General features: G+C 43.4%; 25 protein-coding genes. 11 read left to right on the forward strand and 14 right to left on the reverse strand.

Translation table 11 applies throughout. The features are described 5' to 3' along the window. Positions 1-58 precede the first annotated feature (58 nt). Positions 59-604, forward strand: a complete 546-nt coding sequence (gene yfcE, locus WJM94_RS10470) for a phosphodiesterase (protein ID WP_444494167.1) — start codon at positions 59-61, stop codon at positions 602-604. 71 nt (positions 605-675) lie between these two features. Here yfcE and WJM94_RS10475 read toward each other — a convergent pair whose 3' ends face one another. Genes WJM94_RS10475 through WJM94_RS10490 form a run of 4 tightly spaced genes read right to left on the reverse strand, consistent with a single transcriptional unit; the run spans position 676 to position 3180 of the window. Next, positions 676-954 carry a SelT/SelW/SelH family protein gene (locus WJM94_RS10475; RefSeq protein ID WP_444494168.1) on the reverse strand — a complete coding sequence of 93 codons (279 nt, stop codon included), beginning with the start codon at positions 952-954 and terminating at the stop codon, positions 676-678. A gap of 21 nt (positions 955-975) precedes the next feature. Next, entirely contained in the window at positions 976-1731 is a 756-nt protein-coding gene (locus tag WJM94_RS10480; protein ID WP_444494169.1) for a sulfite exporter TauE/SafE family protein, read from the reverse strand. A gap of 46 nt (positions 1732-1777) precedes the next feature. After that, on the reverse strand, positions 1778-2293 hold the full coding sequence (locus WJM94_RS10485; protein WP_444494170.1) for a regulatory protein ToxS: 516 nt from the start codon (positions 2291-2293) through the stop codon (positions 1778-1780). An 11-nt stretch (positions 2294-2304) separates the two neighbouring features. Further along, complete coding sequence (locus WJM94_RS10490; protein ID WP_444494171.1) at positions 2305-3180, reverse strand: winged helix-turn-helix domain-containing protein; 876 nt, start codon at positions 3178-3180, stop codon at positions 2305-2307. Between the two features lie 272 nt (positions 3181-3452). On the opposite strand from WJM94_RS10490, the gene htpG reads away from it, so the two are divergent. From htpG to hemH, 3 genes are all read left to right on the forward strand, one after another. Next, positions 3453-5357 (forward strand): molecular chaperone HtpG, encoded by a 1905-nt coding sequence (gene htpG / locus WJM94_RS10495; RefSeq protein WP_444494172.1) that lies wholly within the window; start codon positions 3453-3455, stop codon positions 5355-5357. A gap of 324 nt (positions 5358-5681) precedes the next feature. Next, entirely contained in the window at positions 5682-6338 is a 657-nt protein-coding gene (adk, locus tag WJM94_RS10500; RefSeq protein WP_444494173.1) for an adenylate kinase, read from the forward strand. A 169-nt stretch (positions 6339-6507) separates the two neighbouring features. Further along, positions 6508-7470 carry a ferrochelatase gene (gene hemH, locus WJM94_RS10505; RefSeq protein WP_444494174.1) on the forward strand — a complete coding sequence of 321 codons (963 nt, stop codon included), beginning with the start codon at positions 6508-6510 and terminating at the stop codon, positions 7468-7470. A 67-nt stretch (positions 7471-7537) separates the two neighbouring features. Here hemH and WJM94_RS10510 read toward each other — a convergent pair whose 3' ends face one another. Then, the gene (locus tag WJM94_RS10510; protein WP_444494175.1) at positions 7538-8926 is read right to left on the reverse strand and encodes a peptide MFS transporter; all 1389 of its coding nucleotides are present in this window, start codon (positions 8924-8926) and stop codon (positions 7538-7540) included. Positions 8927-9255: 329 nt separating this feature from the next. Here WJM94_RS10510 and rfaH point away from each other — a divergent pair, with 329 nt between their 5' ends. Beyond that, the gene (rfaH, locus tag WJM94_RS10515; RefSeq protein ID WP_444494176.1) at positions 9256-9756 is read left to right on the forward strand and encodes a transcription/translation regulatory transformer protein RfaH; all 501 of its coding nucleotides are present in this window, start codon (positions 9256-9258) and stop codon (positions 9754-9756) included. Positions 9757-9840: 84 nt separating this feature from the next. Here rfaH and asnB read toward each other — a convergent pair whose 3' ends face one another. The 4 genes from asnB to nagA all read right to left on the reverse strand — a co-directional run bounded on the left by asnB (position 9841) and on the right by nagA (position 15758). Continuing rightward, entirely contained in the window at positions 9841-11505 is a 1665-nt protein-coding gene (asnB, locus tag WJM94_RS10520; RefSeq protein ID WP_444494177.1) for an asparagine synthase B, read from the reverse strand. A gap of 229 nt (positions 11506-11734) precedes the next feature. Further along, entirely contained in the window at positions 11735-13324 is a 1590-nt protein-coding gene (locus tag WJM94_RS10525) for a cation:proton antiporter domain-containing protein (RefSeq protein ID WP_444494178.1), read from the reverse strand. Between the two features lie 80 nt (positions 13325-13404). Next, positions 13405-14619: a DNA-binding transcriptional regulator NagC gene (nagC, locus tag WJM94_RS10530; protein WP_444494179.1), complete on the reverse strand. Its 1215-nt coding sequence runs from the start codon at positions 14617-14619 to the stop codon at positions 13405-13407. A gap of 2 nt (positions 14620-14621) precedes the next feature. Next, complete coding sequence (nagA, locus tag WJM94_RS10535) at positions 14622-15758, reverse strand: N-acetylglucosamine-6-phosphate deacetylase (protein WP_444494180.1); 1137 nt, start codon at positions 15756-15758, stop codon at positions 14622-14624. A 30-nt stretch (positions 15759-15788) separates the two neighbouring features. Here nagA and WJM94_RS10540 point away from each other — a divergent pair, with 30 nt between their 5' ends. The 3 genes from WJM94_RS10540 (at position 15789) to glnS (ending at position 19735) form a co-directional block, all read left to right on the forward strand. After that, positions 15789-15920: a hypothetical protein gene (locus tag WJM94_RS10540; protein WP_444494181.1), complete on the forward strand. Its 132-nt coding sequence runs from the start codon at positions 15789-15791 to the stop codon at positions 15918-15920. Between the two features lie 336 nt (positions 15921-16256). Beyond that, positions 16257-17828, forward strand: coding sequence for an N-acetylglucosamine-specific PTS transporter subunit IIBC (nagE, locus tag WJM94_RS10545; protein WP_444494182.1), 1572 nt, complete (start codon positions 16257-16259; stop codon positions 17826-17828). A 236-nt stretch (positions 17829-18064) separates the two neighbouring features. After that, positions 18065-19735: a glutamine--tRNA ligase gene (gene glnS / locus WJM94_RS10550; RefSeq protein WP_444494183.1), complete on the forward strand. Its 1671-nt coding sequence runs from the start codon at positions 18065-18067 to the stop codon at positions 19733-19735. Positions 19736-19998: 263 nt separating this feature from the next. Here the strand turns inward: glnS and fcrX are convergent, their stop codons facing one another. Then, positions 19999-20454, reverse strand: coding sequence for a ferric iron uptake transcriptional regulator FcrX (gene fcrX / locus WJM94_RS10555; protein ID WP_444494184.1), 456 nt, complete (start codon positions 20452-20454; stop codon positions 19999-20001). Between the two features lie 201 nt (positions 20455-20655). Between fcrX and WJM94_RS10560 the strand changes: the two genes are divergently transcribed. Continuing rightward, a complete protein-coding gene (locus tag WJM94_RS10560; protein WP_444494185.1) occupies positions 20656-21159 on the forward strand; it encodes a DUF4442 domain-containing protein in 504 nt (167 codons plus the stop codon). 52 nt (positions 21160-21211) lie between these two features. Here the strand turns inward: WJM94_RS10560 and fldA are convergent, their stop codons facing one another. The 3 genes from fldA to WJM94_RS10575 form a co-directional block, all read right to left on the reverse strand. Further along, the gene (gene fldA, locus WJM94_RS10565) at positions 21212-21745 is read right to left on the reverse strand and encodes a flavodoxin FldA (RefSeq protein WP_444494186.1); all 534 of its coding nucleotides are present in this window, start codon (positions 21743-21745) and stop codon (positions 21212-21214) included. 53 nt (positions 21746-21798) lie between these two features. Then, entirely contained in the window at positions 21799-22020 is a 222-nt protein-coding gene (locus tag WJM94_RS10570) for a DUF2788 domain-containing protein (protein WP_444494187.1), read from the reverse strand. A gap of 111 nt (positions 22021-22131) precedes the next feature. Then, positions 22132-22899 carry an alpha/beta fold hydrolase gene (locus WJM94_RS10575; RefSeq protein WP_444494188.1) on the reverse strand — a complete coding sequence of 256 codons (768 nt, stop codon included), beginning with the start codon at positions 22897-22899 and terminating at the stop codon, positions 22132-22134. A gap of 92 nt (positions 22900-22991) precedes the next feature. On the opposite strand from WJM94_RS10575, the gene seqA reads away from it, so the two are divergent. Further along, positions 22992-23534 carry a replication initiation negative regulator SeqA gene (seqA, locus tag WJM94_RS10580; protein WP_444494189.1) on the forward strand — a complete coding sequence of 181 codons (543 nt, stop codon included), beginning with the start codon at positions 22992-22994 and terminating at the stop codon, positions 23532-23534. An 89-nt stretch (positions 23535-23623) separates the two neighbouring features. Beyond that, positions 23624-25270: a phosphoglucomutase (alpha-D-glucose-1,6-bisphosphate-dependent) gene (pgm, locus tag WJM94_RS10585; protein WP_444494190.1), complete on the forward strand. Its 1647-nt coding sequence runs from the start codon at positions 23624-23626 to the stop codon at positions 25268-25270. Positions 25271-25418: 148 nt separating this feature from the next. Here the strand turns inward: pgm and WJM94_RS10590 are convergent, their stop codons facing one another. Next, positions 25419-26177, reverse strand: coding sequence for a DUF1853 family protein (locus tag WJM94_RS10590; RefSeq protein WP_444494191.1), 759 nt, complete (start codon positions 26175-26177; stop codon positions 25419-25421). Positions 26178-26298: the final 121 nt, after the last annotated feature.

Below are 26298 nucleotides of genomic sequence, written 5' to 3' on the forward strand. Positions count from 1 at the left end.
GTTGAGCTGTGGGCAGAATGACGTAGAATAGCCTCATACTTTTTGAGGAGATAATGCTGTGAAACTATTTTTTGCCTCAGATTTGCATGGCTCTTTACCTGCGGCTAAAGAAACTATCGACCTGTTTATTGCGTCTGGAGCTGAGCACTTGATTCTGTTGGGGGACATTCTCAACCACGGTCCAAGAAACCCGATACCTGAGGGGTATAATCCACCACAAGTCGCTGAGCTATTAAATCAGTACAGCAATCAGATCATCGCAGTTCGTGGTAACTGTGATAGTGAAGTGGATCAGATGCTGTTAACTTTTCCTATGATGATGGACTATGCCTGGGTTTTGCTTGAATCCGGCCAACGCCTGTTTTTAACTCATGGTCATTTATACAACGGTATCAAGCGTCCTGAGTTGAAAGAGGGGGATGTGATTGCTCATGGCCACACCCACTTACCTGTTGCGGAATTACAAGATGGCGTTACCGTCTTCAATCCAGGTTCTATGACTTTTCCACGTAATGGCTTTGCCCGAAGCTACGGTTTGATGAACGGAAACAAGCTGGTGGTACAAACACCAGAAGGTGAGGTTCTATCGCAGACAACAATCTAGCGTTCTGATGTTGAGAACGGTCGGTCGAGTATGCCAGTTCAACTGGCAGTGATAGGGAACCTTGGGTTCCCTTATTTTGTGTCTGAATGACCTAAATCTCGCTCAGGATCAATAATGTCTCTGACCCTTTGCTTCAACACTTTAGCTTCTGGGAATCCACCATCTTTTTTACGTTCCCAGATTTGCTGACCGTTGCAGAATATTTCGAATCGGCCACCAGTATCTGGATGTAAAGTAATGGATTCTATTTCTTCGCTGAACGTATGCAGTAGCTCTTGCGAAAGCCAGGTTGAACGTAACATCCAGTTGCACTGGCGACAGTAATAAATGTTAATCACGGCTTTATCCATTTTGTTTTCCTTTTAGCTGAATTAAACCAGCAGTTTAATGCCGACGGCAAAGGTGAGAATCTCAAAGGCAATTTTAATCACTCGGTTGCTATATCGAGTGGCTCCCCAAGCTCCCAGACTTCCTCCCAAGAAGGAACTTAATAGCAGAACGGGTAACCATGCCCAGTGAATCGGTGCACCTGCCTGAACAACAGCGATGCCACCGATGCCATTCCAAAATAAACCGACACAAATCATGGTGTAAGCGACCGCTTGTTTATAATCAAACCCAAACCAGCGAACTAAAAACAGGGTAACGAGTAAACCAGATCCGGCAGTCAGTGAGCCATTGATGATTCCAATCAACATTAGACCGACGCCGCCGATAATCCAACCGAGTCGATCGCGATGCATGAGGATTTCAGATTGGCCCAACTGTTTTTTCAGTCTGGAATAGACGCCGAGTGCAAGGATCATCACCCCTAACATTTTCTCGGCAATACCGTCAGGAATATGGACGATGATATTGGCACCAATGATGACACCGATACTGCCAACCAGTATTAGATACAGTGCAACGGGCAGCTTGATCGTCCCTGCTTTTAGATGAGTGCTTGCCGCACCTAAGCCCAGAGCAACAGAAGCAACTTTATGGGTGCCGAGTGCGACAGAAAAAGGTAATCCTAAAAATATTAATAAAGGAAATTGCAATAATCCCGCACCGCCACCAGACAGAGATGCAAGCGTATTGGCGATAAGAGAGCCGAGGAAAAGTGTGAAGGTGTCTATCCAATCCATGTGTACAATTAAGGGGGCATCTGGCCCCCTTGTCATTCAAGAAAAATTAGTTTCTAAACAGTACCGTAGAACCGTGGTTTAGGCTAGTAAGGAGCAAGGCTTTCTCATTAACAACATCAATGCGACGGCTTTGTTCTGCGTCTAGTCTAAATATTTGAGTAATCAGGCGTAATTGTTCTTCAGAAAAGTCTTTCGACTGCGAAGATGAAATATCTTTGAACTCAGACGGAGAAACAAGCAGATAATTATCACTTACTTCCCAGCGCCCTTTCTCGGAAATACTGATTTTGGACTCAGCCGTTGAGCCTTGAGCAAACAGCGTAATGGTGGCAACACGGATATATTCGCCATTTGGCAGGTATTTCACGTTCGATTCGACATTGACGCGACGCAGAGGGCCAACGGTGTCATTCGGTAACTCATCAGTAATCAGTGTCACCATCGTTGACTGCCACTCATTTGCTGTAAGAACCTGCTCGACTTTCAGGTCACTTCCCCAATACAACCAACCACTGAAAAGAATGGATACGGCCAAAACCGCAGATGGAAATTTTATCTTCATATTGGCCTCCTTTATTTGCAGATATCTGCTGTGTCGTTTTGTCCCGCAAAAATACGCAGAGTGACGTTCTCATACGAGTGATTTATGTCGTGAACGTAGTTCAGCACCAATTGGTTGTTTTGCCCACCAGTGGCAATGACTTCAACAGGTAATGAATCTTTCGCATGATGCTCTACGTAGCGCTCCACACATTGCTTGATGGAAGGCAGCCAATCATTGATTTGAGGGTGGTTAACCGGTGTCAGAACAGGCACATTTTGGTATATACCGATCTGACGGAACTTGGATTCCGCAGGATTGGTGAATAACAGAACGCAAATAGGGAGCAGAGCGGCCACAAGTAAAATCAAGCGAGGTAACCATTTATTAGGTCTCCTTGTTGCCTGAATTTGAGGTTGCTCGGTGTTTGATTCATTTAACTCTGTCGTCTCTGTAGTCGCTTCTGTTACAGCTTCATCTGAGATGTCCACGTCTTCTGCTTTAAGTAACTCATCGTCTGCAGCTAGCTCTTCAGTTTCCGAGTTAAGATCAGAATACAGCGGATTCATGCGCTCAACAGAGCAAATAAGTTGGTAGCCACGTTTTGGTACGGTTTTAACGAACTCTGGAGATTTAGTTGAATCCTTCAACATCTTACGCAGGGTTGAGATTGCTTGAGTAAGGCTTGAGTCATCCACCTCAAAACCTTGCTCACGCCAAACGAACTCGTGAAGTTCATTGCGGGTTAAAACTTCGTTGGGTCTTTCTGCCAACATCAAGAGAATGCGGCTTTCGTTGCTTCCTAATCGTACAACTTCGTTGCCGTTTTGTAGGTCAGCGAGCGAATTACTATTTGGGTCAAAAGTAAACCTTTGAGCAAGTAGAAATTTGGTGCCTATGCTAGTCATTTAGTTCTTCTTAGATGGATGATGTTGTAATTGTAGTGATTTATATCACAGTTTTATGTATGCGTATGGGATATGCACGACGTTTTAGATGCGTTTAGGCGGGTAGGATAATTAAATTTTTCTAAAAAAACACTGTTTTTAGTCTGAATGACCTTGAATTTACATTTGTCAGCCTCATTTTACATGACATATTAGTGCGGCTATTTCACAGGACCAAGTGATTAACTTTATGTCCAGAAATGGCTTGTTAGTGTAGATGTTATGGAGCAAACATGAGCGAAACCTTATCTCAAAATAAAGAAACTCGTGGTTTTCAATCAGAAGTAAAACAACTACTTCATTTAATGATCCATTCTCTTTATTCCAACAAAGAGATCTTTTTGCGCGAGCTGATTTCTAACGCATCAGATGCATCAGACAAGTTGCGTTTTCAGGCGCTATCTAACCCAGATTTATATCAAGGTAACGCAGATCTTGGCGTTAAGCTGTCATTTGATGGAAATTCAAATACCCTAACGATTTCTGACAACGGCATAGGTATGAGCCGCGAAGATGTGATCGAACATCTGGGCACTATTGCAAAATCAGGTACTGCAGAGTTTTTCTCAAAACTGTCTGAAGAGCAAAGCAAAGACTCACAATTGATTGGTCAGTTTGGGGTGGGCTTCTATTCTGCGTTTATCGTAGCAGATGCAGTGACTGTCCGTACGCGTGCTGCAGGCCTATCAGCAGAAGAGGCCGTACAATGGCACTCGGCAGGGGAAGGCGAATACACGATTGAAAACATCGTAAAAGAGTCTCGCGGTACTGACATCATTCTTCATATGCGCGATGAAGGTAAAGAGTTTCTGAACGAATGGCGTTTGCGCGAAGTGATCAGTAAATACTCAGACCATATCGGCATCCCTGTTTCTATCCAAACTTCGGTACGTGACGAGGAAGGTAAAGAAACTGGCGAGAAAAAGTGGGAGCAGATTAACAAGGCCCAAGCTTTATGGACTCGCAATAAATCAGATATTTCAGAAGAAGAATATCAAGAATTCTATAAGCACGTTTCGCACGATTTCGCTGATCCTCTGGTTTGGAGTCACAACCGAGTAGAAGGTAAAAACGATTACACCAGTCTGCTGTACATCCCATCGAAAGCGCCATGGGACATGATGAACCGTGACCATAAATCAGGTCTGAAACTTTATGTCCAACGTGTTTTCATCATGGATGATGCAGAGCAATTTATGCCATCTTACCTGCGTTTTGTACGCGGCTTGATTGACTCAAATGATTTACCGCTAAACGTGTCGCGTGAAATTCTTCAAGACAACAAAGTCACTCAGTCTCTGCGTAACGCGTGTACTAAACGTGTCCTTACGATGCTAGAGCGTATGGCAAAGAATGACGAAGAAAAATACCAGTCATTCTGGAAAGAGTTCGGTCTTGTATTGAAAGAAGGTCCGGCTGAAGACTTCGCAAATAAAGAGAAAATTGCCGGTCTGTTGCGTTTTGTATCTACAGATGTGGACTCTGCCGAGCAAACTGTTGCTCTGTCTGATTACGTTGAGCGTATGAAAGAAGGTCAGGATAAGATTTACTACCTGACAGCCGATAGCTACGCAGCAGCGAAAAACAGCCCTCATCTGGAGCAGTTTAAAGCGAAAGGCATCGAAGTTATCTTGATGTACGATCGTATTGATGAGTGGTTGATGAACTACTTAACAGAGTTCGACGGAAAGCAGTTCCAGTCAATTACTAAAGCTGGTCTTGATCTGAGTAACTTCGAAGACGAAGCAGAGAAAGAAAAGCAGAAAGAGACTGAAGAAGAGTTTAAATCGGTTGTTGAGCGAACCAAAGCATACTTGGGTGATCGTGTTAAAGATGTACGCACGACATTTAAATTGGCCTCGACTCCGGCCGTCGTGGTAACGGATGATTACGAGATGGGGACACAAATGGCCAAGCTACTTGCAGCAGCAGGTCAAGCTGTACCAGCAGTGAAGTACATCTTCGAAATCAACCCAGATCACGAACTGGTCAAGCGTATGGCCGACGAAGCGGATGAAGAAGCGTTTGGTCGTTGGGTTGAGGTGCTTCTTGGCCAGGCGATGCTTGCAGAACGTGGCTCAATGGAAGATCCTGCGCAGTTTTTGGGCGCTATCAACAAGCTTTTGACTAAGGTTTAATAGTCGCTTCATATAAAAAAGCTCGCTCATCGCGAGCTTTTTGTATGGTATCGCAAAAATTTGCCTTCAGAGTGTTGAGTTAATAGTCAATAACGGCATAAAAATGCAGTTGTTAACATTCTTTAGTCTTAGTTCACTCTTTGCTTACATAACCTGTGATAGAATCTGTCACTTGAATGTCAGTCATAAGGCGTGTATTTTTGCCGCCTAAACGCTACGTTATACCGAAACTTATCGTTGCGAGCGCTTCTAAGGGTTGATGCCCAAGAAGTCCCGGTTATTGTGAGCTTCGGTATAAAACTTACAAATTAAAGAGGATAAATCATGCGCATCATTCTTCTAGGTGCTCCAGGTGCAGGTAAAGGCACACAAGCAAACTTCATCATGGAAAAATACGGTATTCCACAAATCTCTACTGGTGATATGCTTCGTGCGGCAATCAAAGCAGGTACAGAGCTTGGTAAGCAAGCTAAATCTGTTATCGACGCTGGTCAGCTAGTTTCTGATGAAATCATCCTTGGCCTTATCAAAGAGCGTATCGCTCAAGACGATTGCGCAAAAGGTTTCCTACTAGATGGTTTCCCTCGTACTATCCCTCAGGCTGACGGCCTCAAAGAGATGGGCGTTGACGTGGATTACGTAATCGAATTCGACGTAGCTGACGACGTAATCGTAGAGCGCATGGCGGGTCGTCGTGCACACCTACCATCAGGTCGTACTTACCACGTTGTTTACAACCCACCTAAAGTGGAAGGTAAAGATGACGTAACTGGTGAAGATCTTGTTGTTCGTGATGACGACAAAGAAGAAACTGTACGCGCACGTCTAGGTGTTTATCACGACCAAACTGCTCCACTTATCAATTACTACGGTAAAGAAGCAGAAGCGGGTAATACTAAGTACCTAAAATTTGACGGTACTAAGCAAGTTGCTGAAGTAAGTGCTGATATCGAAAAGGCATTGATATCGAAAAGGCATTAGCATAATAGATAATACCTATTATCAAAATTTTTAAGAATTTTGTTATAGTTAAGCGACCGTAAGGTCGCTTTTTTTATACATATTTATAATACCATTTCCAGTTATTAACTTATTATTCTTGCTGATCCAAATTACTGGCATTGGTAAAAGCTTAAAACAAAAGGACGCTATGCAAACTATAAAAAAACAAGGTGTGCTACTGGTTAACCTAGGGACACCTGACGAACCAACCGCTCCTGCTGTAAAGCGCTTCTTGAGCCAGTTTCTTCATGACCATCGTGTGGTCGATATGACACGATGGCTTTGGTGTCCAATTTTACATGGAGTGATTCTGCCGGTGCGTGCTCCAAAGGTTGCAAAGCTTTACGAATCCGTTTGGATGGAAGATGGGTCACCGCTAATGGTGCATTCAAAGCGCCAAGCGAAGAAGCTTGCTCAGTATTTAGACATGCCTGTAGAACTCGGGATGACTTATGGTAACCCAAGTCTACACGCTGGTTTTGAAGCATTACTAACTCAAGGCGTTGAAGAAGTGATCGTATTGCCTTTGTACCCTCAGTATTCTGGTACGACAACGGCGGCGGTCTCTGACGGGATAACCAAAGCATTTAAGAAACTGCCAGTTATACCTGCGTTCAGTTTTGTTCGAGATTATCATGATCACCCTATGTATATCGAAGCCCTGGCTCAATCGGTTCGTACATACTGGGCTGAACATGGGCAAGGTGATTACCTATTGTGTTCTTACCACGGCATACCAAAACGTTTTGCTGACAATGGTGATATCTATCCTCAGCATTGCGCCACAACCACTTGTTTGTTAGGTGAAGCGCTTGGTTTGAAGGAAGAGCAGATTGGTATGTCTTATCAGTCTCGATTTGGCAGAGAAGAGTGGCTACAGCCATATACCGACAAAACTTTGGAATCTATGCCTGACAAGGGTATCAAGAGAATAGACATTATGGCGCCAGCGTTTTCTTCCGATTGTTTGGAAACGTTAGAAGAAATCTCGGCAGAGAACAAAGAAATTTTCTTAGAAGCGGGTGGTGAACAATATAATTACATCCCGTGCCTTAATGACGATGATGCACATATCGATATGATGGCAGAGCTAGTTCGGAATAAACTCTAGTCATTCTCCTGATGCCAACTACAAAAAAGGGTCGCAAATGCGACCCTTTTTCTGCGTGAGCAGAGTATTAAGCGACTTGCACTTGTTGCTCTTCTACTTGTTCTGCTGTGCTTGCTGTACTTTCAGCACCATGCATCCAGCGAACGAGAGTGTTTGAGAACATCAGCAGAATCAGGCCACTTACCGTTGCACTCGCAGCGATGCCGCTAAAGATCGCCATCGCACCTAGTTCACCCACGTGAGAGCCAACATAGCCAGCAACGTAGTTCGCAATCGCGTTACAACCGAACCATGCACCCATCATTAATGATGCCAAACGCAGAGGAGCAAGCTTAGTTACCAATGATAAGCCGATAGGTGATAGACAAAGTTCACCCAGTGTATGGAAGAAGAACGCACCAACGAGCCATAACATTGAGGTTTTAACCGTCGTATCACCACCTTGTTCAAGTACCGCACCAACCATACATAGGAAACCTAGCGCCAGGAAGAACATCGCCAATGCAAATTTCACTGGTGAGTTTGGCTCACGTTTACCAAGTTTGACCCATAGAACAGCAAGTACAGGCGCAAGCGTGATGATGAAGAATGGGTTGAGTGACTGGAACCATGCAGCAGGAACTTCAAAGCCTCCAATCATGCGGTCGGTGTACTGCTGAGTGTAGATGTTCATCAGACCACCAGCTTGCTCAAAGCCAGCCCAGAATACGATAGTAAACAGGCTCATCACTAAGATAACTTTAATACGATCCACTTCTTCTTTGGTTAGTGGTTGTTTCTTAGTTGAGTTCTGATTTGCTAATGCACGTTTTGCCGCAGGCTCACGACCAATGTCACCAAGCCATGATTGAGCGAAGGTCATTTGCATCACAAGGCTCATAAGCATACCAATACCTGCAGCTACAAAGCCTGCTTTCCAGCCAAATGAGTTGGTCACAGAGCCAGAAACGACACCAGCAAGCAAGGCACCAAGGTTAATACCCATGTAAAAGATAGTGAATGCGCCATCACGACGGTTATCGCCTTCATTGTAAAGATCGCCAACCATAGTCGAAATGTTTGGTTTGAACAGACCATTACCGGCAATCAGTAGTCCTAAACCTAAGTAAAATGTATGGAGTGATCCCAGACCAAGCGCATCGGCTGGTAACGCCAACGTAAATTGACCAATGGCCATCAATGCGCCACCAAGCAAAATTGAACGGCGTTGACCTAAGTAGTTATCTGCCAGGTAGCCACCAATAAGCGGAGTGATGTAAACAAGGCCGGTGTAGATACCATAAAGGTCTAACGCATCTTTAGTAGTCCAGCCAAGGCCACCATTCATGGTTGTATCTGTGAGGTAAAGTACGAGGATGGCGCGCATTGCATAATAAGAGAAGCGTTCCCACAACTCGGTACCGAATAGTAAAAACAGGCCACGTGGATGGCCAAAGTATTGATGTTGGTTTGACATAAGATTTTTAATAAGAGTTGTTACATTTTTTAAGAGGCAAATATATACCTTGTCATTTAACAACTTACAAACAAAAAATTTTGTATAATTGATATTAAACTTATCTAAGTTTCTGTTTTTGATTTTATTTGTAGAACAATTCACGGTTTTGGTTGCGCTGAAAACTAAATTTTCACTTTTGCTTATGGACTTGATATGTGAAGTTTTCAGGGAAAAGTTGATTTATGTGAGCAGGGTTTATCTATAATTCTATAGATAATGGAAATGCCCATGACTCATCTTAGGCTTAATGCTAGGATGCTTGAAAAATATAATTGGCTAGTAAAAAAATGAAACGTTGGTACCTACTTTATTGTAAACGAGGTGAGCAGGTTAGGGCGCAGCAGCACCTTGAAAATCAAGGGGTGGAGTGTTTTTATCCGACTGTAGAAGTTGAGAAAATCTTGCGTGGTAAAAGACAAAAAGTCGAAGAGCCACTGTTCCCATGTTATGTGTTTGCACGTTTTGATTATGAGAAGGGTCCAAACTTTACATCAGTTCGTTCCACTCGTGGTGTGGTCGATTTTGTAAGGTTTGGTGCTCAGCCGAAAGAAGTGCAAGGCGACCTTGTATTTGAATTGAAGCAAATAGATAAATGTTGCAGTGAAAATAACGCATGCCAAAGCATGCCGAAACCTGGTGATCAAGTCAGAGTTAAGAGCGGACAGTTTGCCGGCATTGATGCCATCTTCCAAGAGCAGGATGGTGAAAAGCGTTCAATCATGCTGGTACAGATGATAACTAAGCGTGTACCAGTTAGTATCGATAACAGCGATTTAGATCTGAAATAATTCGTTTATCAAATCCAATTTGTTTACCAAATACAAAAAGGGCTGGTTTTAACCAGCCCTTTTACTATCTGTTTTGTCTATAAATTAGTAAGCGTCGTTATGAACGGCCTGTACTGCTCGACCTGATGGGTCTACACAGTTCTTGAATGACTCGTCCCATTCGATTGCTTTAGCTGAAGAACATGCTACTGAAGGTCCTCCCGGTACACATTCTGCTGCTGATGGTAGTGGGAACAGTTCTTCAAAGATTTCGCGGTACACATAACCCTCTTTTGTGGTTGGTGTGTTGTAAGGGAAGCGGTACTGTGCCGTTTCCATTTGTTGATCCGTTACTTTCTCTGCAGCTACAGCTTTCAAAGTATCAATCCAGCTATAACCTACGCCATCAGAGAATTGTTCTTTTTGGCGCCATGCAATTGAATCTGGCAGATAATGCTCAAAACACTCTCGTAGGATGTGTTTTTCCATTTTTCCGTTGCCACACATCTTGTCAGCTGGGTTTAGGCGCATTGCTACGTCGATGAATTCTTTGTCTAAGAAAGGTACTCGGCCTTCGACACCCCATGCAGCCAATGATTTGTTTGCACGTGCGCAGTCAAACATGTTCAGAGCTAGAAGCTTACGTACAGTTTCTTCGTGGAACTCTTGTGCGTTTGGCGCTTTATGGAAATACAGGTAACCACCGAAGATTTCGTCCGCACCTTCGCCTGATAGTACCATTTTGATACCCATCGCTTTAATTTTACGTCCCATCAGGAACATTGGCGTTGAAGCGCGAATCGTTGTTACGTCGTAGGTTTCAATGTGGTAAATCACGTCACGAATGGCATCAAGACCTTCTTGAATTGTGTAGGTCATTTCGTGGTGTACCGTACCGATTTTATCTGCAACTTCACGTGCCGCTTTTAAGTCTGGAGCGCCTTCTAGACCAACAGCAAATGAGTGTAGTTGAGGCCACCAAGCTTCTGATTTTTCATCGTCTTCAATGCGCATTGCTGCATAACGTTTAGCTACAGCCGATGTGATGGATGAATCCAAACCGCCTGATAGAAGCACACCGTAAGGAACGTCAGTCATCAGTTGGCGTTTGACGGCTGCTTCTAACGCTTCAGTCAGATCTTCTTTGCTGGTGCTGTTGCCTTGTACCGCTGCGTATTCGTTCCAGTCGCGAATGTAGTAGCGCTGTGGCTCTGAGTCTTTAGAGCTGTAGTAACTACCTGGGGGAAATTCGCTCACTGTTTTACATACAGGTACAAGAGCTTTCATTTCAGAGGCAATGTAGTAGTTGCCATGTTCATCAAAACCTTGGTATAGCGGAATGATACCGATGTGGTCTCGACCAATTAGGTACTCGTCTTTCTCTTCATCATAAAGAATGAATGCGAAAATGCCGTTCAACTCTTCTAGAAGGTCTGCACCCATATCTTGGTATAGAGCAAGAATAACTTCACAATCAGAGTCAGTTTGGAATTCATATTTGCCTTCGTAACGAGCGCGGATCTCTTTGTGGTTGTAGATCTCGCCATTTACCGCAAGGATTAGTTTTTTATCAGGGCTGTATAGTGGTTGAGCTCCGCTATTCAAGCCTACAATGGCCAAGCGTTCATGAGCTAGGATTGCTCGCTCTGAAGAGTAGATACCAGACCAGTCTGGACCACGATGACGAAGCTTTTTCGACATTTCTAATGCGATAGGGCGTAATGCTGCTGCATCACTTTTTATGTCTAAAATGCCAAATACTGAACACATACAACATCCTTTTTAAACTAAACAATATCTAATCGGTATGGCTTCAATTTGCCAGTTTGAGTAAAAAAAGCAACGCTTTGTGATAAAAAAAATTATAAAACCCCTTGGGGTTTAGAAATTATTTAATAATTCTTCAGTTTTGGTGAATGAAATTAAGGTTTGGTGTGAAAATTAAACAAAAAAGCCTACCATTTGGCTGGTAGGCTTGTGGTTTTATTCACTTGCATGCCTATTTTGCAGGCGTGAATTTGGGTTCAAGTTGCTGACAAACGTGTCGTGCGAAACCGCTACCAGCTTCATTGTAGATATTGAATGCTGCGTGAACGCCATTTTCTAACAAACCATCAAGTTGGTCTGGGTACTCTGCAATAGCAGCAATTTGCCCTTTGTAGTTTCTTCGTTGGAGCTGTTCCAAAGCGGTCTGATTACCCTGATGATGAGGCATAGCCAATAACACCAGTTGTACGTTGCCAGTATCAAGGATTCGTTCCCAAAAGTCTGGGTCAGTTGCATCACCGGAAATGACATTACGACCTTCTTCTCGATGTCGTAGCGCCGCATCTTCACGAATTTCTACGCCGAGAGAAATCTTGCCGTAGCGAGAGCATAATTCATCATAGGCACCAGTGCCGATTCTACCCATCCCCAGAATAAGAACCTGAGCATGGCCAGGGTTGATGAGTTGATCTCGTTGGTTGAGTTTTTCCGCAGCGGTCTCTTGGAGCCATTTACCGGAATGCTGATAGATTTTATTGCTCAGGCGATTCAGTGGCGCTGAGATAATGAATGATAGCGATACGGCCACAGCGATTGCCGCTAACATGTCACTTGGCATCCAACCCATTTTATAGGCCAAGCCACCAACAATCAGACCAAATTCACTGTAGTTGAACAGTGATAAGGAGGCGAGTAAAGAAGTACGGACTCGGAAGTTAAAGTAGTTAATCGTTACAAAGTACAGCAACCCTTTTATCGGTAGCAGCAGAATAAATAAGACGGCGAGGGCAACGCCAGTAACGCTTAGTGATGCTGACAAGCCAATATTTAGGAAGAAGCAAACTAAGAAGAGCTCTTTCATATTAAACAGTGACTTTGAGAGCTCGGATGCTTTGCTGTGACCTGCCAGCAACATGCCTAAAATAAGAGCGCCAAGATCTGGCTTCATACCCACTATTTCAAATAAACCAGCACCAACGACAAGGGCGAAGAATATACCGAACAACACCAACATCTCGCCGTGGCCTACTTTATCGAGAAATTTGTAGAACAACGGACGAAGCAAAGGTAGGCCGAACAAAGCAATGGCGTACCACTCAGGTATTTTCCCAGTAGAAACCGTCAGAAATACGACAGCAAAGATATCTTGCATGACTAAGATACCGATCGCGATGGTACCGTACGTCGCGCTCATTTCGCCTTTTTCCTGGAGTGTCTTCACCGCGAAAACGGTACTTGAAAAAGACAAAGCAAACGCAAGTAGTAAAATTTGGCCAATGCCCATGCTCGCCAGAGAGGTAATTCCTAATAGCTTTAACCCAGCTAGTGCGATTGTGAACACCGCAGTAGAGAGGATATTGTGCGCTGTCGCACCTCCCCAAATTTCTTTGGATAACAGCGTTTTTACATCGAGTTTTAGCCCAATAGTGAACAAAAGTAGAGTAACGCCGAGATCAGCCAGGTTGGCGATGACATCATTACTTTGGAAGCCAAACGCGTGTAATCCAAATCCTGCGAGTAAAAAGCCAACTAGAGGAGGAAGTGCGCATTTTAAAGCGATAAAGCCAGCTAAAAATGCTGTAGTAATTAGAATAATTTCCATACTGTTGTGGAGTTTCCTGATATGCAAAAACGGGCTGTGCAAGCACAGCCCGAGATTGTAACTCAATTAGTTGTATAAACTTAGTCTTCTAATAACTTTTGTAACAAAACGCCGTTTAGCATTGAACGTTTGATCATTGCAAATGCCCCCATTGTCGGCTGTTTGTCGATTAGTGAGGCGACGATAGGAAGGCCATTATGGAACGTTTTTAACGACTGGTTTTCAACATTTCGTTTAATGGCAGGGAATACAATTTCTTGCGCAGCAGTAATATCGCCAGCAATAACGATTTTTTGAGGATTGAATAAGTTGATTGTGATGGCAATCGCTTTACCTAACTGATTACCAACGCGCACCAGGCTTTGCTTAGCCAGTTCATCACCATTTATGGCATGTGCGCAGATATCTTGAATCGTGATATTTTCGAGCTCAGTTAGGCTCGACTCATATCCTTGTGCAATAAGCTGTTTTACACGTTGTACAATCGCAGGGTTAGCCGCAACCGTCTCTAAGCAGCCAAAGTTACCACATTGGCACTGTTCACCGAGTGGATCGATTTGGATGTGACCGATTTCACCGACGTTGCGGTTAAATCCAAGAAACACCTGACCATTCACAATGATGCCAGCACCAGTACCTCGATGAACACTAACTAGGATGGAGTCTTGGCAATCTTGGCTTGCACCAAAATAGTGTTCAGCTAACGCCATACCGCGAACGTCGTTACCAACAAAACAGGAGATATTAAATTTCTCACTGATGATTTCACCAAGAGCAAGATTATCGATGTCTGTATTTGGCATGTATTCAACCACACCTGTCGTTGGGTTAACCAACCCTGGCAGCGTGATACCAATAGCAATTAACTGGTCAATCTTATCTTGGTTGCGATTAATGAAATCCTTTAATAGCTCAATAAGGCCAGCTATCAGGTTTTCTTGGTTGGTGTAATGTAGTTCGTGTTGTTCTTCGGCTATTGCAGTTCCGCCCAAGTCATACAGGCAAAACTGTATGTAGTCACGTCCCAAACGAACCGCGACAGAGTGAAAAGGTTTTACTTCGGTAGTCAACGAGATAGCTCGGCGACCACCAGTCGAAGCTTGTTGAGCGACCTCTTTGATTAGGCCGCGCTCTAGAAGTTGGCGGGTTATCTTAGTAACACTCGCAGGAGCCAACTGGCTTACATCTGCAACTTGAATACGGGAGATAGGACCTTGCTGATCAATCAGCCTATATACCGCAGCGCTGTTAAGCTGTTTTACTAAATCTACATTACCAATTTGTCCGCCATTCATGCTTAATTGTGCTCGTATTGTCCGTTAACAACCGTCGCTTTTACATTGAAGTCACGATCGAAAATAGTCAGGTTTGCCACCATGCCAGTTCGAATGCGGCCAAGACGATCCGCAACACCAATCGCTGTTGCAGGATATAGCGTGGCCATTCGTAGAGCTTCGTCTAAAGCGATACCTGCGTGCTCAACTGTATTCTGAACTGCTTCAATCATAGTCAGAGCTGAGCCGCCTAGTGTGCCGTTTTCATCAACACACTTACCATCTCGGTAATATACTTTCTTACCGACAAAAATAAAGTGATCAATGTTAGCACCTGCCGGAGCTGTGGCATCCGTCACCAAAACAAGCTTCTCACCTTTGATTTTATGAGCAATTCTGATGTTTGCATAGTCTACGTGAAAACCGTCAGCGATGATTCCTGCGTATACTTCTGGTGTGTCGTATATAGCACCGACAACCCCTGGCTCACGACCGACCATTGGCGTCATTGCATTAAATAGATGTGTCGCGAAGGTAATACCAGATTCAAAGCCTTGGCGTGCTTCCTTGTATGTCGCGTTGGTATGGCCGATTGATACGATAATCCCCGCAGCACTTAAGCGGCGAATATGCTCAGGATCGTTTTGCTCAGGAGCGAGTGTCACTTTTGCTATAATATCTGTATTTGAGCAGATCAGGTCGATCATTTCTTCGTCTGAGGTGCGAATAAAGTTTACATTATGGATACCTTTTTTCGCGACGTTAAGATAAGGACCTTCCAGGTGCAGACCCAGTGATTGGTTTTGGTACTTGTTGTGATACGCACGAGCTGCATTAATCGCTGCGCGCATATCTTCATCTGAAGACGTTATTAGTGTAGGTAGGAAACTAGTACAACCCGACTTAAGGTTAGCTTCGTGCATGATTTGAATTGTTTCTGGCGTGATATCATCATTCAACATGACACCGCCACAGCCATTAAGCTGAAGATCAATGAATCCCGGACTTAAATTCGCTCCATTTAGATCTTTTACCTCGATGTCTTTCGGTAGCTCAGATACGGGTAAAACGGATTGAATTAGGTTGTTTTCGATGATGACCGCATGTTCGGTAAGAACATCACTACCGGTATAGATTTTACAGTTACTTAGCGCGTACATAGTCAGCTGGTCCTTATAGATGAGAATTCAATGTCTGTATTGTTACCTAAATGGCGACTGCTTGAGTCATGTGGTTACTTAGTTTGTATCACTGAATTAGATAACGAGTTACATGGTGTAAGTCGCGTTGATCTCGGCTATCGCAGAGAAGCCAACAAGTAATACGCTGAAAAATATTAAATAAACGTTTTTTTATGATTCTTTTTCGAAGCGAAGTTACGTTGGATTACCTGCTTAGATACCAAAATAACACTGATCCTGCCTTACATAAAGTGCGAGGATGTTATCTTTAAAATGCCATTTTTTCGTATAATAAAATAAGTTTTATGATCTCGCTAGCAAAAACCTTTCTTTAGGGTTAATTCTGGTGATTAGGATCACAAACAGTGAGCTTTTAATTTGCGGAGCAAAATTATTGTCATAAACTGAGCATGACTAAATTGAAAGGCTAAAATAAGTCATTCAGCATAACATCTAATCCTATAGGGGGAACTTAAGGTGAATATTCTCGGATACGCGCAGAAGTTAGGCAAAGCTCTTATGCTTCCTATCGCGACGCTTCCAGTTGCGGCGCTCTTACTACGTTTGGGTCAAGGCGACTTATTAGATATCCCATTTATGGCGCAAGCTGGTGGTGCTATCTTCGGTCAGCTTCCACTTTTATTTGGTCTTGGTATTGCGATTGGTCTATCTAAAGATGGCCAAGGTGCTGCTGGACTAGCTGGTGCAGTTGCATACTTCGTAATCACTGCGACAGCAACAACTATTAACGCTGACATTAACATGTCATTCTTCGGCGGTATCATCGCCGGTATTATTGCAGGTCACTCATACAATGCGTTCCATGCAACACGCCTACCTGAGTGGTTAGCATTCTTCTCAGGCAAACGTCTGGTTCCAATTATGGCTGGTCTGTTTTCGCTGGTAGCGGGTGCTATTGCTGGTATTGTATGGCCAAGTATTCAAGGTGGTCTTGACGCTCTAGCACATGCAGTATCTACATCTGGTGCAGTTGGTCAGTTTGTATACGGTACTCTAAACCGTGCTCTTATCCCTGTAGGTCTTCACCACGTTCTTAACTCTTACTTCTGGTTCGGTATGGGTACGTGTCAAGAAATACTAGTTACTGGTGCTCAGGCTGCTGGTAATGCACTACCTGCACTACAACAACTTTGTGTAGACCCAGCTCTAGCTAAGACTCTTGTCGCTGGTCAAACTCACACATTTGAGTTTGCTAACTCGGTAACTCCAGAAATCACTGCAACTGTTAAAGAAGTCACTGAAACAGTTAAATCTGGTGACCTGCACCGTTACTTCGGCGGGGACAAATCTGCGGGCGTATTCATGAACGGCTTCTTCCCAGTCATGATGTTCGGTCTACCTGGTGCGGCTCTAGCAATGTACTTTGCTGCTCCAGTTGAAAAACGTCACCAAGTGGGTGGTGCACTATTCTCAGTAGCTTTCTGTTCATTCCTAACAGGTATCACTGAGCCACTAGAATTCATGTTCGTGTTCCTAGCTCCAGCACTTTACGCAATGCACGCGGTGTTCACTGGTCTTGCTCTAGTTATTGCTAACATGTTTGGTACACTACACGGATTCGGTTTCTCTGCTGGTCTAATCGACTTCGTACTGAACTGGGGTCTGGCAACTAAACCACTAATTTTACTGCTTATTGGTCTTGGCTTCGGTGCACTATACTTCTTCACTTTCACATTCGCTATCCGCGCTTTCAACCTGAAGTCGCCTGGCCGTGAAGATGACGAAGACACTGCTGCAGCTCCTGTAGGTGAAGCGAAAAGTGGTGACCTAGCTCGTCAATACCTAAAAGCGCTGGGCGGTCACGAGAACCTAACGTCAATCGACGCTTGTATTACTCGTCTACGTCTGACACTGAAAGACCGTTCGATTGCTGATGAAGCGGTACTTAAGAAACTGGGTGCGAAAGGTGTTGTGAAACTTGGTGAGAATAACCTTCAAGTTATCCTAGGCCCTCTAGCCGAAATCGTTGCCGGCGAAATGAAAGCAATCGCTGCTAGCGAAGACCTGACTGATGTGAAACTACCATAATCACATCGTAAGGACTGATGAAAAAAGACCTCCCTCGGGAGGTCTTTTTTAGTTTCGTCGGTTTTATTCTGCTGAGCTTTCACGCTAACTCGATAAATATTGCGGTTTTAGCGCGAGTTCTTGTTGTCTAATGGCTTAGAATTGTGGATCATTAGAAACAATGCACTCTGTAAATCGACTCTCGGATACAGAGTTCCGTTTTCTCTGACAATACTAATATTTTTGAGGTGCTATAGATGAGTGAAGCTGATGCTCGTCCATCAAACTTTATTCGCCAGATCATTGATAAGGATCTAGCGGATGGCAAACACACTAGCGTGCATACTCGATTCCCGCCGGAGCCAAATGGTTACCTGCATATCGGCCATGCTAAGTCTATCTGTTTGAACTTCGGTATTGCTCAGGACTATCAGGGTCAATGTAACTTACGTTTCGATGACACAAACCCTGAAAAAGAAGACATCGAATACGTTGAGTCTATCAAGAAAGATGTAAACTGGTTGGGCTTCGAGTGGAGTGGTGAAGTATGTTACTCATCAAACTACTTCGATAAGCTTTACGAATATGCAATTGAATTGATTAATAAAGGCTTAGCGTATGTAGATGAGCTAAGTCCAGAGCAGATTCGCGAATACCGTGGCACGTTAAAAGCGCCAGGTAAGCCAAGTCCGTACCGTGACCGTCCAATCGAAGAAAACCTTGCGTTGTTTGAAAAAATGCGTGCAGGTGAGTTTGAAGAAGGTAAAGCATGTCTTCGCGCTAAGATCGACATGGGTTCTTCATTCATGGTTATGCGTGACCCTGTGCTATATCGCGTCCGTTTCGCGACTCATCACCAAACTGGTGACAAGTGGTGCATTTACCCAATGTACGACTTCACACACTGTATTTCTGATGCGTTAGAAGGTATCACTCACTCGATTTGTACTCTTGAGTTTATGGATAATCGCCGTCTTTACGACTGGGTTCTAGAGAACATTACAATTGATTGTCGCCCTCACCAGTACGAGTTTAGCCGTCTAAATCTTGAATACACAGTGATGTCTAAGCGTAAGCTGAACCAGCTAGTGACCGAAAAACTGGTTAATGGCTGGGATGATCCTCGTATGCCAACCGTATCTGGTTTGCGTCGTCGTGGCTTCACTCCGTCATCTATTCGTGAGTTCTGTAAACGCATTGGTGTTACTAAGCAAGAAAACATGATCGAGTTTAGTTCTCTTGAATCTTGTATTCGTGACGACCTAAACGAAAATGCACCACGAGCAATGGCGGTACTAGACCCTGTAAAAGTCGTTATTGAAAACTTTGAAGAGGGTGCTGTAGAGAATTTGACGCTTGCAAATCATCCAAATAAACCAGAAATGGGTGAGCGCGAAGTACCGTTTACTCGTGAAGTTTGGATTGAGCGTGAAGACTTTCGTGAAGATGCGAACAAAAAGTACAAGCGTTTGGTTCTAGGTAAAGAAGTTCGTCTACGTGGCGCTTACGTGATTAAAGCTGAACGTGTTGAGAAAGACGCTGAAGGTAACATCACTACGATTTTCTGTACTTACGATGCTGACACACTGGGTAAAAACCCAGCTGATGGCCGTAAAGTAAAGGGTGTTATTCACTGGGTATCAGCTGATAAAGCACTCCCTGCAGAAATTCGTCTGTACGATCGCCTATTCACGGTTCCAAACCCAGGCGCGGCGGAGGATTTTGCATCGACAATTAACCCTGATTCACTTGTTGTAATCAATGGTTTTGTTGAGCCAAGTCTCGCTTCTGCTGAAGCAGAAAAAGGCTACCAGTTTGAGCGTATGGGTTATTTCTGTGCTGATTCTAAAGAATCAACCGCAGAGAGCCTAGTGTTCAATCGTACGGTAGGTCTTCGTGACACATGGGCAAAAATTGAAGACAAGTAAGTACGCATGAAAACAAAAATGCCAGTCATAGGACTGGCATTTTTTATATTTGTAATACTAATCACAGTAAGTAAGTGTTCAGAAATAGCGTAGGGAAATTCTTGAGAACAAGGCACAATTTTTCCGTAACTAGTTTTTCTACAATCAAAATTTGTCACGCAGTTATCGAGTATGTTTGCAAGCTAGAATGAGTAATCGTTTACTACGATTGGTATAAAATATGTGACGGATAAAAAAGCGCTCAAGGAGCGCTTTTATTGTGATTATTTCTTTGGTTTATGTGCGTTTGGATCGTCTTTGCAACTACCACTACCACTACCACATTTACCGTACAAGTAAAGGCTGTGGTTAGTCAGAGTTACATTGTATTTAGCCGCTATTTCTTTTTGACGTTCTTCGATAAGATCGTCTGAAAACTCAATTACTTCACCACAATCCAGACATACTAGGTGGTCATGGTGATGTTGAGTCGAAAGTTCAAAGACTGATTTACCACCTTCGAAGTGGTGACGAGTTACAATCCCAGCATCGTCGAATTGGTTTAGTACTCGATAAACGGTTGCTAGACCAATTTCTTCACCTAGATCAATCAACTTTTTGTACAAATCTTCAGCACTGATGTGCTGGCAGTCTGGCTGCTGAAGTACTTCTAGAATTTTTAGCCTTGGAAGGGTTACTTTTAAGCCCGCGTCCTTCAGCGCCTGATTATTATCTGACATATACTTTCCCGTTGGATCATCTGCAGCGATTTAACAGAATTCAATATTCCTACCATTATAGGCGAAGCGCTAAAAACATTAAACCACGAACTTCAAAGGGTTAATACATTCTTTCTTTGTAAATTAGAAATCGGTCAATTATATTAGAGCTCTTACCAGTTACAATTGCGTAACATAACCGCGCTAAGGGCAAGGATTGCAATGGATAAGCGAATCGCCAAAATTTATAAGCCAGGAATCATTAAATTTGGGCTTAATCTTTGGCCTCCATTTTGGGGTGCTGGAATTAAAATTTTACATATTTCCGAAGATTTTCGTTTGGTTAAAGTACGCTTGAAGCTCAACTGGTGGAATAAAAACGCCAATCGTACTCAATATGGTGGAAGTATCTTCTCGCTGACGGATCCCATTTATTCAATGATGCTGATCGGTATTTTGCGAGAGGAATATTATGTTTGGGATAAAGAAGCGAGCATCAACTTTATCAAACCCGGAAATAGTGACCTGTTTGCAGATTTTGAAATCTCGGAAGGGATGATTGAAGAGATTTTTAAAAAGACGCGTGACGGAGATAAATGGTTTCCCGAGTTTATAATTCATATCAAAGATAAAGACGGGAACGTGGTGTCTGAAGTGAAACGTAAACTGTATGTGCGAAAAAAGCCACAGTATCGAGAAGAAACCGTAATAACGGAAGCTTCATAGTCAGTACCTACAAAAAGACCTCCATGATGGAGGTCTTTTTGAAGATTTTGTATTAGCCTTCAAGCTCAGCTAGACACATCTCTTCGTAAATCTGTTTTACCCAGTTCTCAACACGCTGGTCGGTTAACTCAGGTTGGCGGTCTTCATCGATGCATAGACCTACAAAGTGGCTGTCATCACCTTCTACTAGCGCTTTAGATGCTTCAAATTCATAGCCTTCAGTCGATGTATGACCCAAGATTGTGCCACCTTTTGATTCAACGATGTCACGTACTGTGCCCATAGCATCACAGAAGTACTCTGCGTAGTCTTCTTGGTCACCACAGCCAAAGATAGCGACTAACTTAGTAGAGAAGTCGATTTGCTCAAGCTCTGGAAAGAAATCATCCCAGTCACACTGTGCTTCACCGTAGTACCAAGTTGGGATACCCAGAAGTAGAAGGTCAAAGTTATCAATGTCTTCTTTGCTGCTTTTCGCGATGTCTTGAACGTGAACTAGTTGCTTACCTAGTTGCTTTTGAATCATCTTTGCAACGGCTTCAGTATTACCTGTGTCGCTACCGAAGAAGATACCTACACTTGCCATAGAGTCTATACCTTTACATTGTTTGTTGTTGGCGATGATACTAAGGGTTTAGTTTAGCCTAACCCTGAGCCTTCCCAAGTTAGCTGAATTATCCCTTTTGCGATAAACCCAGCACAGCCGAGAAAAAGGACCAACCATACAATACGACGACCAAAAACAGGTACATTGCCTTGCTTCAGCACATCTTTTATTGCCATCCCAATGAAGAAGAAGATAGCAGCAAAAAGAAGATCGAGCCCGATAGATTCGAGCGTATCCATGTAGTCGTAGAGCATTTTAGTCCTTCATGCCGAAAATTATTGCGCGCACTATACCACTGTTAAACGGTAAAGTTAATGCGCTACGAGAAGGGATATTTCAATAATCGATACGTAGTCGTGAAATTGTTAACCCGAAATGTGTTTCCTGATCACGCGCATGACTTCAACTGGCTTTTCTGCGTGTAACCAATGGCCGGTGTTAGCAATGATATGTGCTTTGGCATGTTTAAATTGTCTTTGCACAGCTGGTTGATGTTCCGGCATTAAATAATCAGAGTCCCCTCCCTTAACAAAAAGAGTTGGGATATCGGTTGGTGTGATCTCTTCCCAGCCAATAATTTCCGCGTAGTTGGTCAACAGACTTTGCACATTAAATCGCCAGGCCATTTTATCACCTTCTTTATACAGTGATTTCGAGAGAAATTGTCTCACACCGTCAATTTCAACGTGCTGAGCGAGAATATCCATTGCTTGCTGACGGCTTGATGGCTTTTCGGCGATAACAGCTTGCAAGCCCTTGAATACGTTATCATGGCGATTTGTCGTATATGCTACCGGAGCCATGTCTAATACAACTAATTGCTTTACCAAGTGCGGAACGATGTCTACGAGTTTCATTGCAACTTTACCGCCCATTGAATGGCCGATAATGATCGCAGGCTCGACGTTTAAATGACGGAGCAGATCGGCGACATCTTGTGCCATATCTGCGTAGGTATGTGTATCAGAATGGAAAGAGAGGCCGTGATTTCGTAAGTCAATACTGATCACAGAACAATCTTCGATAAGATCACGAGCCAAAAGGCCCAGATTACTTAAACTACCAAACAATCCGTGAATCAAAACAACTGTTTGGCCTTGGCCTTCCTGCTTATAGTTGAGTAATGCTGACATTTTATCTTATTCGTGATGGGTTTAACGTGGAGTATCCGTGAGGATCTCGTTATAATCCCCCAGAGTTTAAACATTGAGAATGTGAAAAGCGAATGAAAACAATAGAGGTTGATGAGGATCTTTACCGTTACATTGCTAGCCAAACAAAGCATATCGGTGAAAGCGCCTCGGATATTTTGCGACGCCTTTTAAACCTTGATGGTCAGTTGCAGGTAGCAGAAGTTGTGCCTGTAGTAGAGAAGCCACAAGGGATTGTAGTAAGTAAAGATGCAGGTAAAACAGAGCAAGTTGATACAGTGAAAGAAATGCGTTCACTGCTGATTTCTGATGAATTTGCTGGTCTTAAGAAAGCGATTGATCGCTTCATGTTGGTTTTATCAACATTACATAAGTTAAATCCTGAAGGATTCGCGCAAGCAACAAATGTGAAGGGACGTAAGCGCGTTTACTTTGCTGATAATGAAGAAACTTTACTGGCAAACGGTAATACGACTAAACCTAAAGCGATTCCAGAAACACCATTTTGGGTAATCACAAATAACAATACCAGCCGAAAAAGACAGATGGTTGAGCAAGTGATGGCGCACATGGGGTTCCAACCGGACTTGATAGAGAAAGTAACGGGTTCAATTTAAGAAACCTGATAGAAGCCTCATAATGTGTAGCATTTAGCGGATATTATGAGGCTTTTTAGTTTGTTATTTTTATAGAAAGGATGTCAGACATGGCTATGCACCCTCGTGCTGGGCAAAAAGCGCAGCAGGAAGATCTTCATAATATTCCGGCGTTAGTTGCTAATTACTTCTTGCTTCAACCTGATGCGACTAATCCAGAACACAAGGTTCAGTTCGGTACATCTGGTCACCGTGGTACCGCAGACAAACATACTTTTAACGAAAACCATATCTTAGCGATTGCACAAGCGGTTGCAGAAGTTCGTGCAGAGCAGGGAACAACAGGACCACTGTTTGTAGGTAAAGATACCCACGCACTGTCTGAGCCAGCTTTTTCTAGTGTTATCGAAGTTTTGATTGCGAACGGTGTAAAAGTGATCGTTCAGCAAGACAGTGGCTACACGCCAACCCCAGGGATCTCTCACGCCATTCTGACTTACAACATCAAGCACGATGAAAAGGCAGATGGCATTGTTATCACGCCATCACATAACCCACCACAAGACGGTGGTATTAAGTACAACCCAACACACGGTGGTCCAGCGGAAGCTGAATTGACTCAAGCGATTGAAGATCGCGCAAATGTGTTGATCGCGGAACAATTAAAAGGCGTGAAACGTCTGCATCTAGAAGAAGCGAAAGCATCTGATTTGTTTGTTGAAGTCGATTTGGTAAAACCGTATATCGATGATCTTGTAAACGTTATCGATATGGAAGCGATTCAAAAAGCAAATCTGAAAATTGGTGTTGATCCACTAGGTGGTAGCGGTATTGATTACTGGCGTCAAATCGGAAAAGCATACAATCTGGACCTTACTTTGGTGAATGAAGAGATTGACTTATCATTCCAATTTATGTCACTGGATAAAGATGGCGTGGTTCGTATGGATTGTTCTTCACCATACGCAATGGCTGGTCTTCTAGCACTGAAAGACGAATACGATCTGGCGTTTGGTAATGACCCAGATTACGACCGTCATGGAATTGTTACACCAAAAGGTTTGATGAATCCAAACCATTACCTGGCTGTATGTATCGACTACCTATACCGTCATCGCGATGGTTGGGGAAAAGATGTTGCAGTAGGTAAAACTCTGGTATCAAGCGCATTGATTGATCGTGTCGTTGCAGATCTTGGGCGCGAACTGTGTGAAGTGCCAGTTGGTTTCAAATGGTTTGTTGACGGTTTATACACTGGTAAGCTTGGTTTTGGCGGTGAAGAAAGTGCAGGAGCATCTTTCCTACGCAAAGACGGAACACCATGGTCTACTGATAAAGATGGCATTATACTTTGCCTGTTAGCGGCAGAAATCACTGCAGTAACGGGTAAAAACCCACAAGAGTACTATGAAGAGTTAGCAGCTAAGCACGGTGAATCAAATTATAACCGTATCCAAGCCGTAGCGAATGGTCCTCAAAAAGACGTATTGAAGAAGCTGTCTCCAGAAATGGTATCAGCAGAAACACTGGCTGGCGATGCCATTACTGCACGACTCACTCACGCTCCTGGTAACGGTGCGGCGATCGGTGGTCTAAAAGTAACCACAGAAAACGGTTGGTTCGCGGCTCGCCCGTCTGGTACGGAAGACATCTACAAAATTTACTGTGAGAGTTTCAAAGGTGAAGATCACCTAAAACAGATTGAAGCAGAAGCACAAGAGATTGTTAATCAGGTTTTTGCAGCAGCAGGATTGTAAAAGTCTTTAATTACTCAATCGAGATGTTAAGGGTTGATGTGAAAGCATCAACCCTTTTTAATTCTGAAGCTTTTCACAAAACTCACCTATTTAATAATAGATTTCTAACTTAGTCTCGTTCCCGCCTTGGGTATGAAAATATCCATGCTTAACGCTTCTCTGGCCAGCTATCCGGCACTATAAACCAAAACTCACCATCTTCGGTTTGTGCGTGTTCAAATCGTCCTGATGGCTTCTCTATCGGATGGGAAAAATCATTTGTGCCAATTGCCCAGCATGGTTTGCTTAAGTGATATAGCGGCTTCTCTATCAAGTCCCACTGGCTTTGATAGCACCAGTATCCGGTTATTTGACTTGGATTGAGCTCATATCCTAAACATTCTGTTGGTGTAGGCTCTGGCGCAAACGGATTGATGTAAAGACGTCCCTGCATTAATAAACGTTCGATAGGTAGCGTATCGAGAGGAAGAATTTGGTGAAATTCGGGTTTCTCGCTCATTTTAAGTTGATGAGTCAGCATTCTATTCAGTTTTTTGTGCAGCTGGTCATGAGCATTCGGTCCGTACCAAATCCCTTGGTGAAGAAGGTAGAACTTTATCGCAACTTCCCAGTGCTCCATTTGACCGGACTCAGTATTTTTCAATATCAGATCAACAGCACCGATAGTTCTTCCATCACTATCATTTAACTGAATTTCTTCTGCGACTACCTGGTATCGTGGCGACTGGGAAAATACAGCGGTACATAAATGCTGATAGAGAAAGCCTAGTCTTGGATTCCCGCTATATTCCTCGGAATCGCATAGGGGGGCAACCGGCAAATCCTCTAGTGTCACAAATGGTGGACGCAATTCAAAAAGCGGTGGTGATGATGCGATCCAGTGATAAAAGCGTTGTAGTTGATTCATCCTATTTCCTTTTAACCGGTTAGCTTTAACAATAGAGTGAAAAAGCGGCATTATTGTAACGAAAATTGCCAACTAAGGGGACTTGATATCTGGCATCAGTCTCGGGGTTCGATATACACTT

Origin of the sequence: Vibrio sp. YIC-376 (assembly GCF_052353105.1) — a bacterium.
Classification (GTDB): domain Bacteria; phylum Pseudomonadota; class Gammaproteobacteria; order Enterobacterales; family Vibrionaceae; genus Vibrio.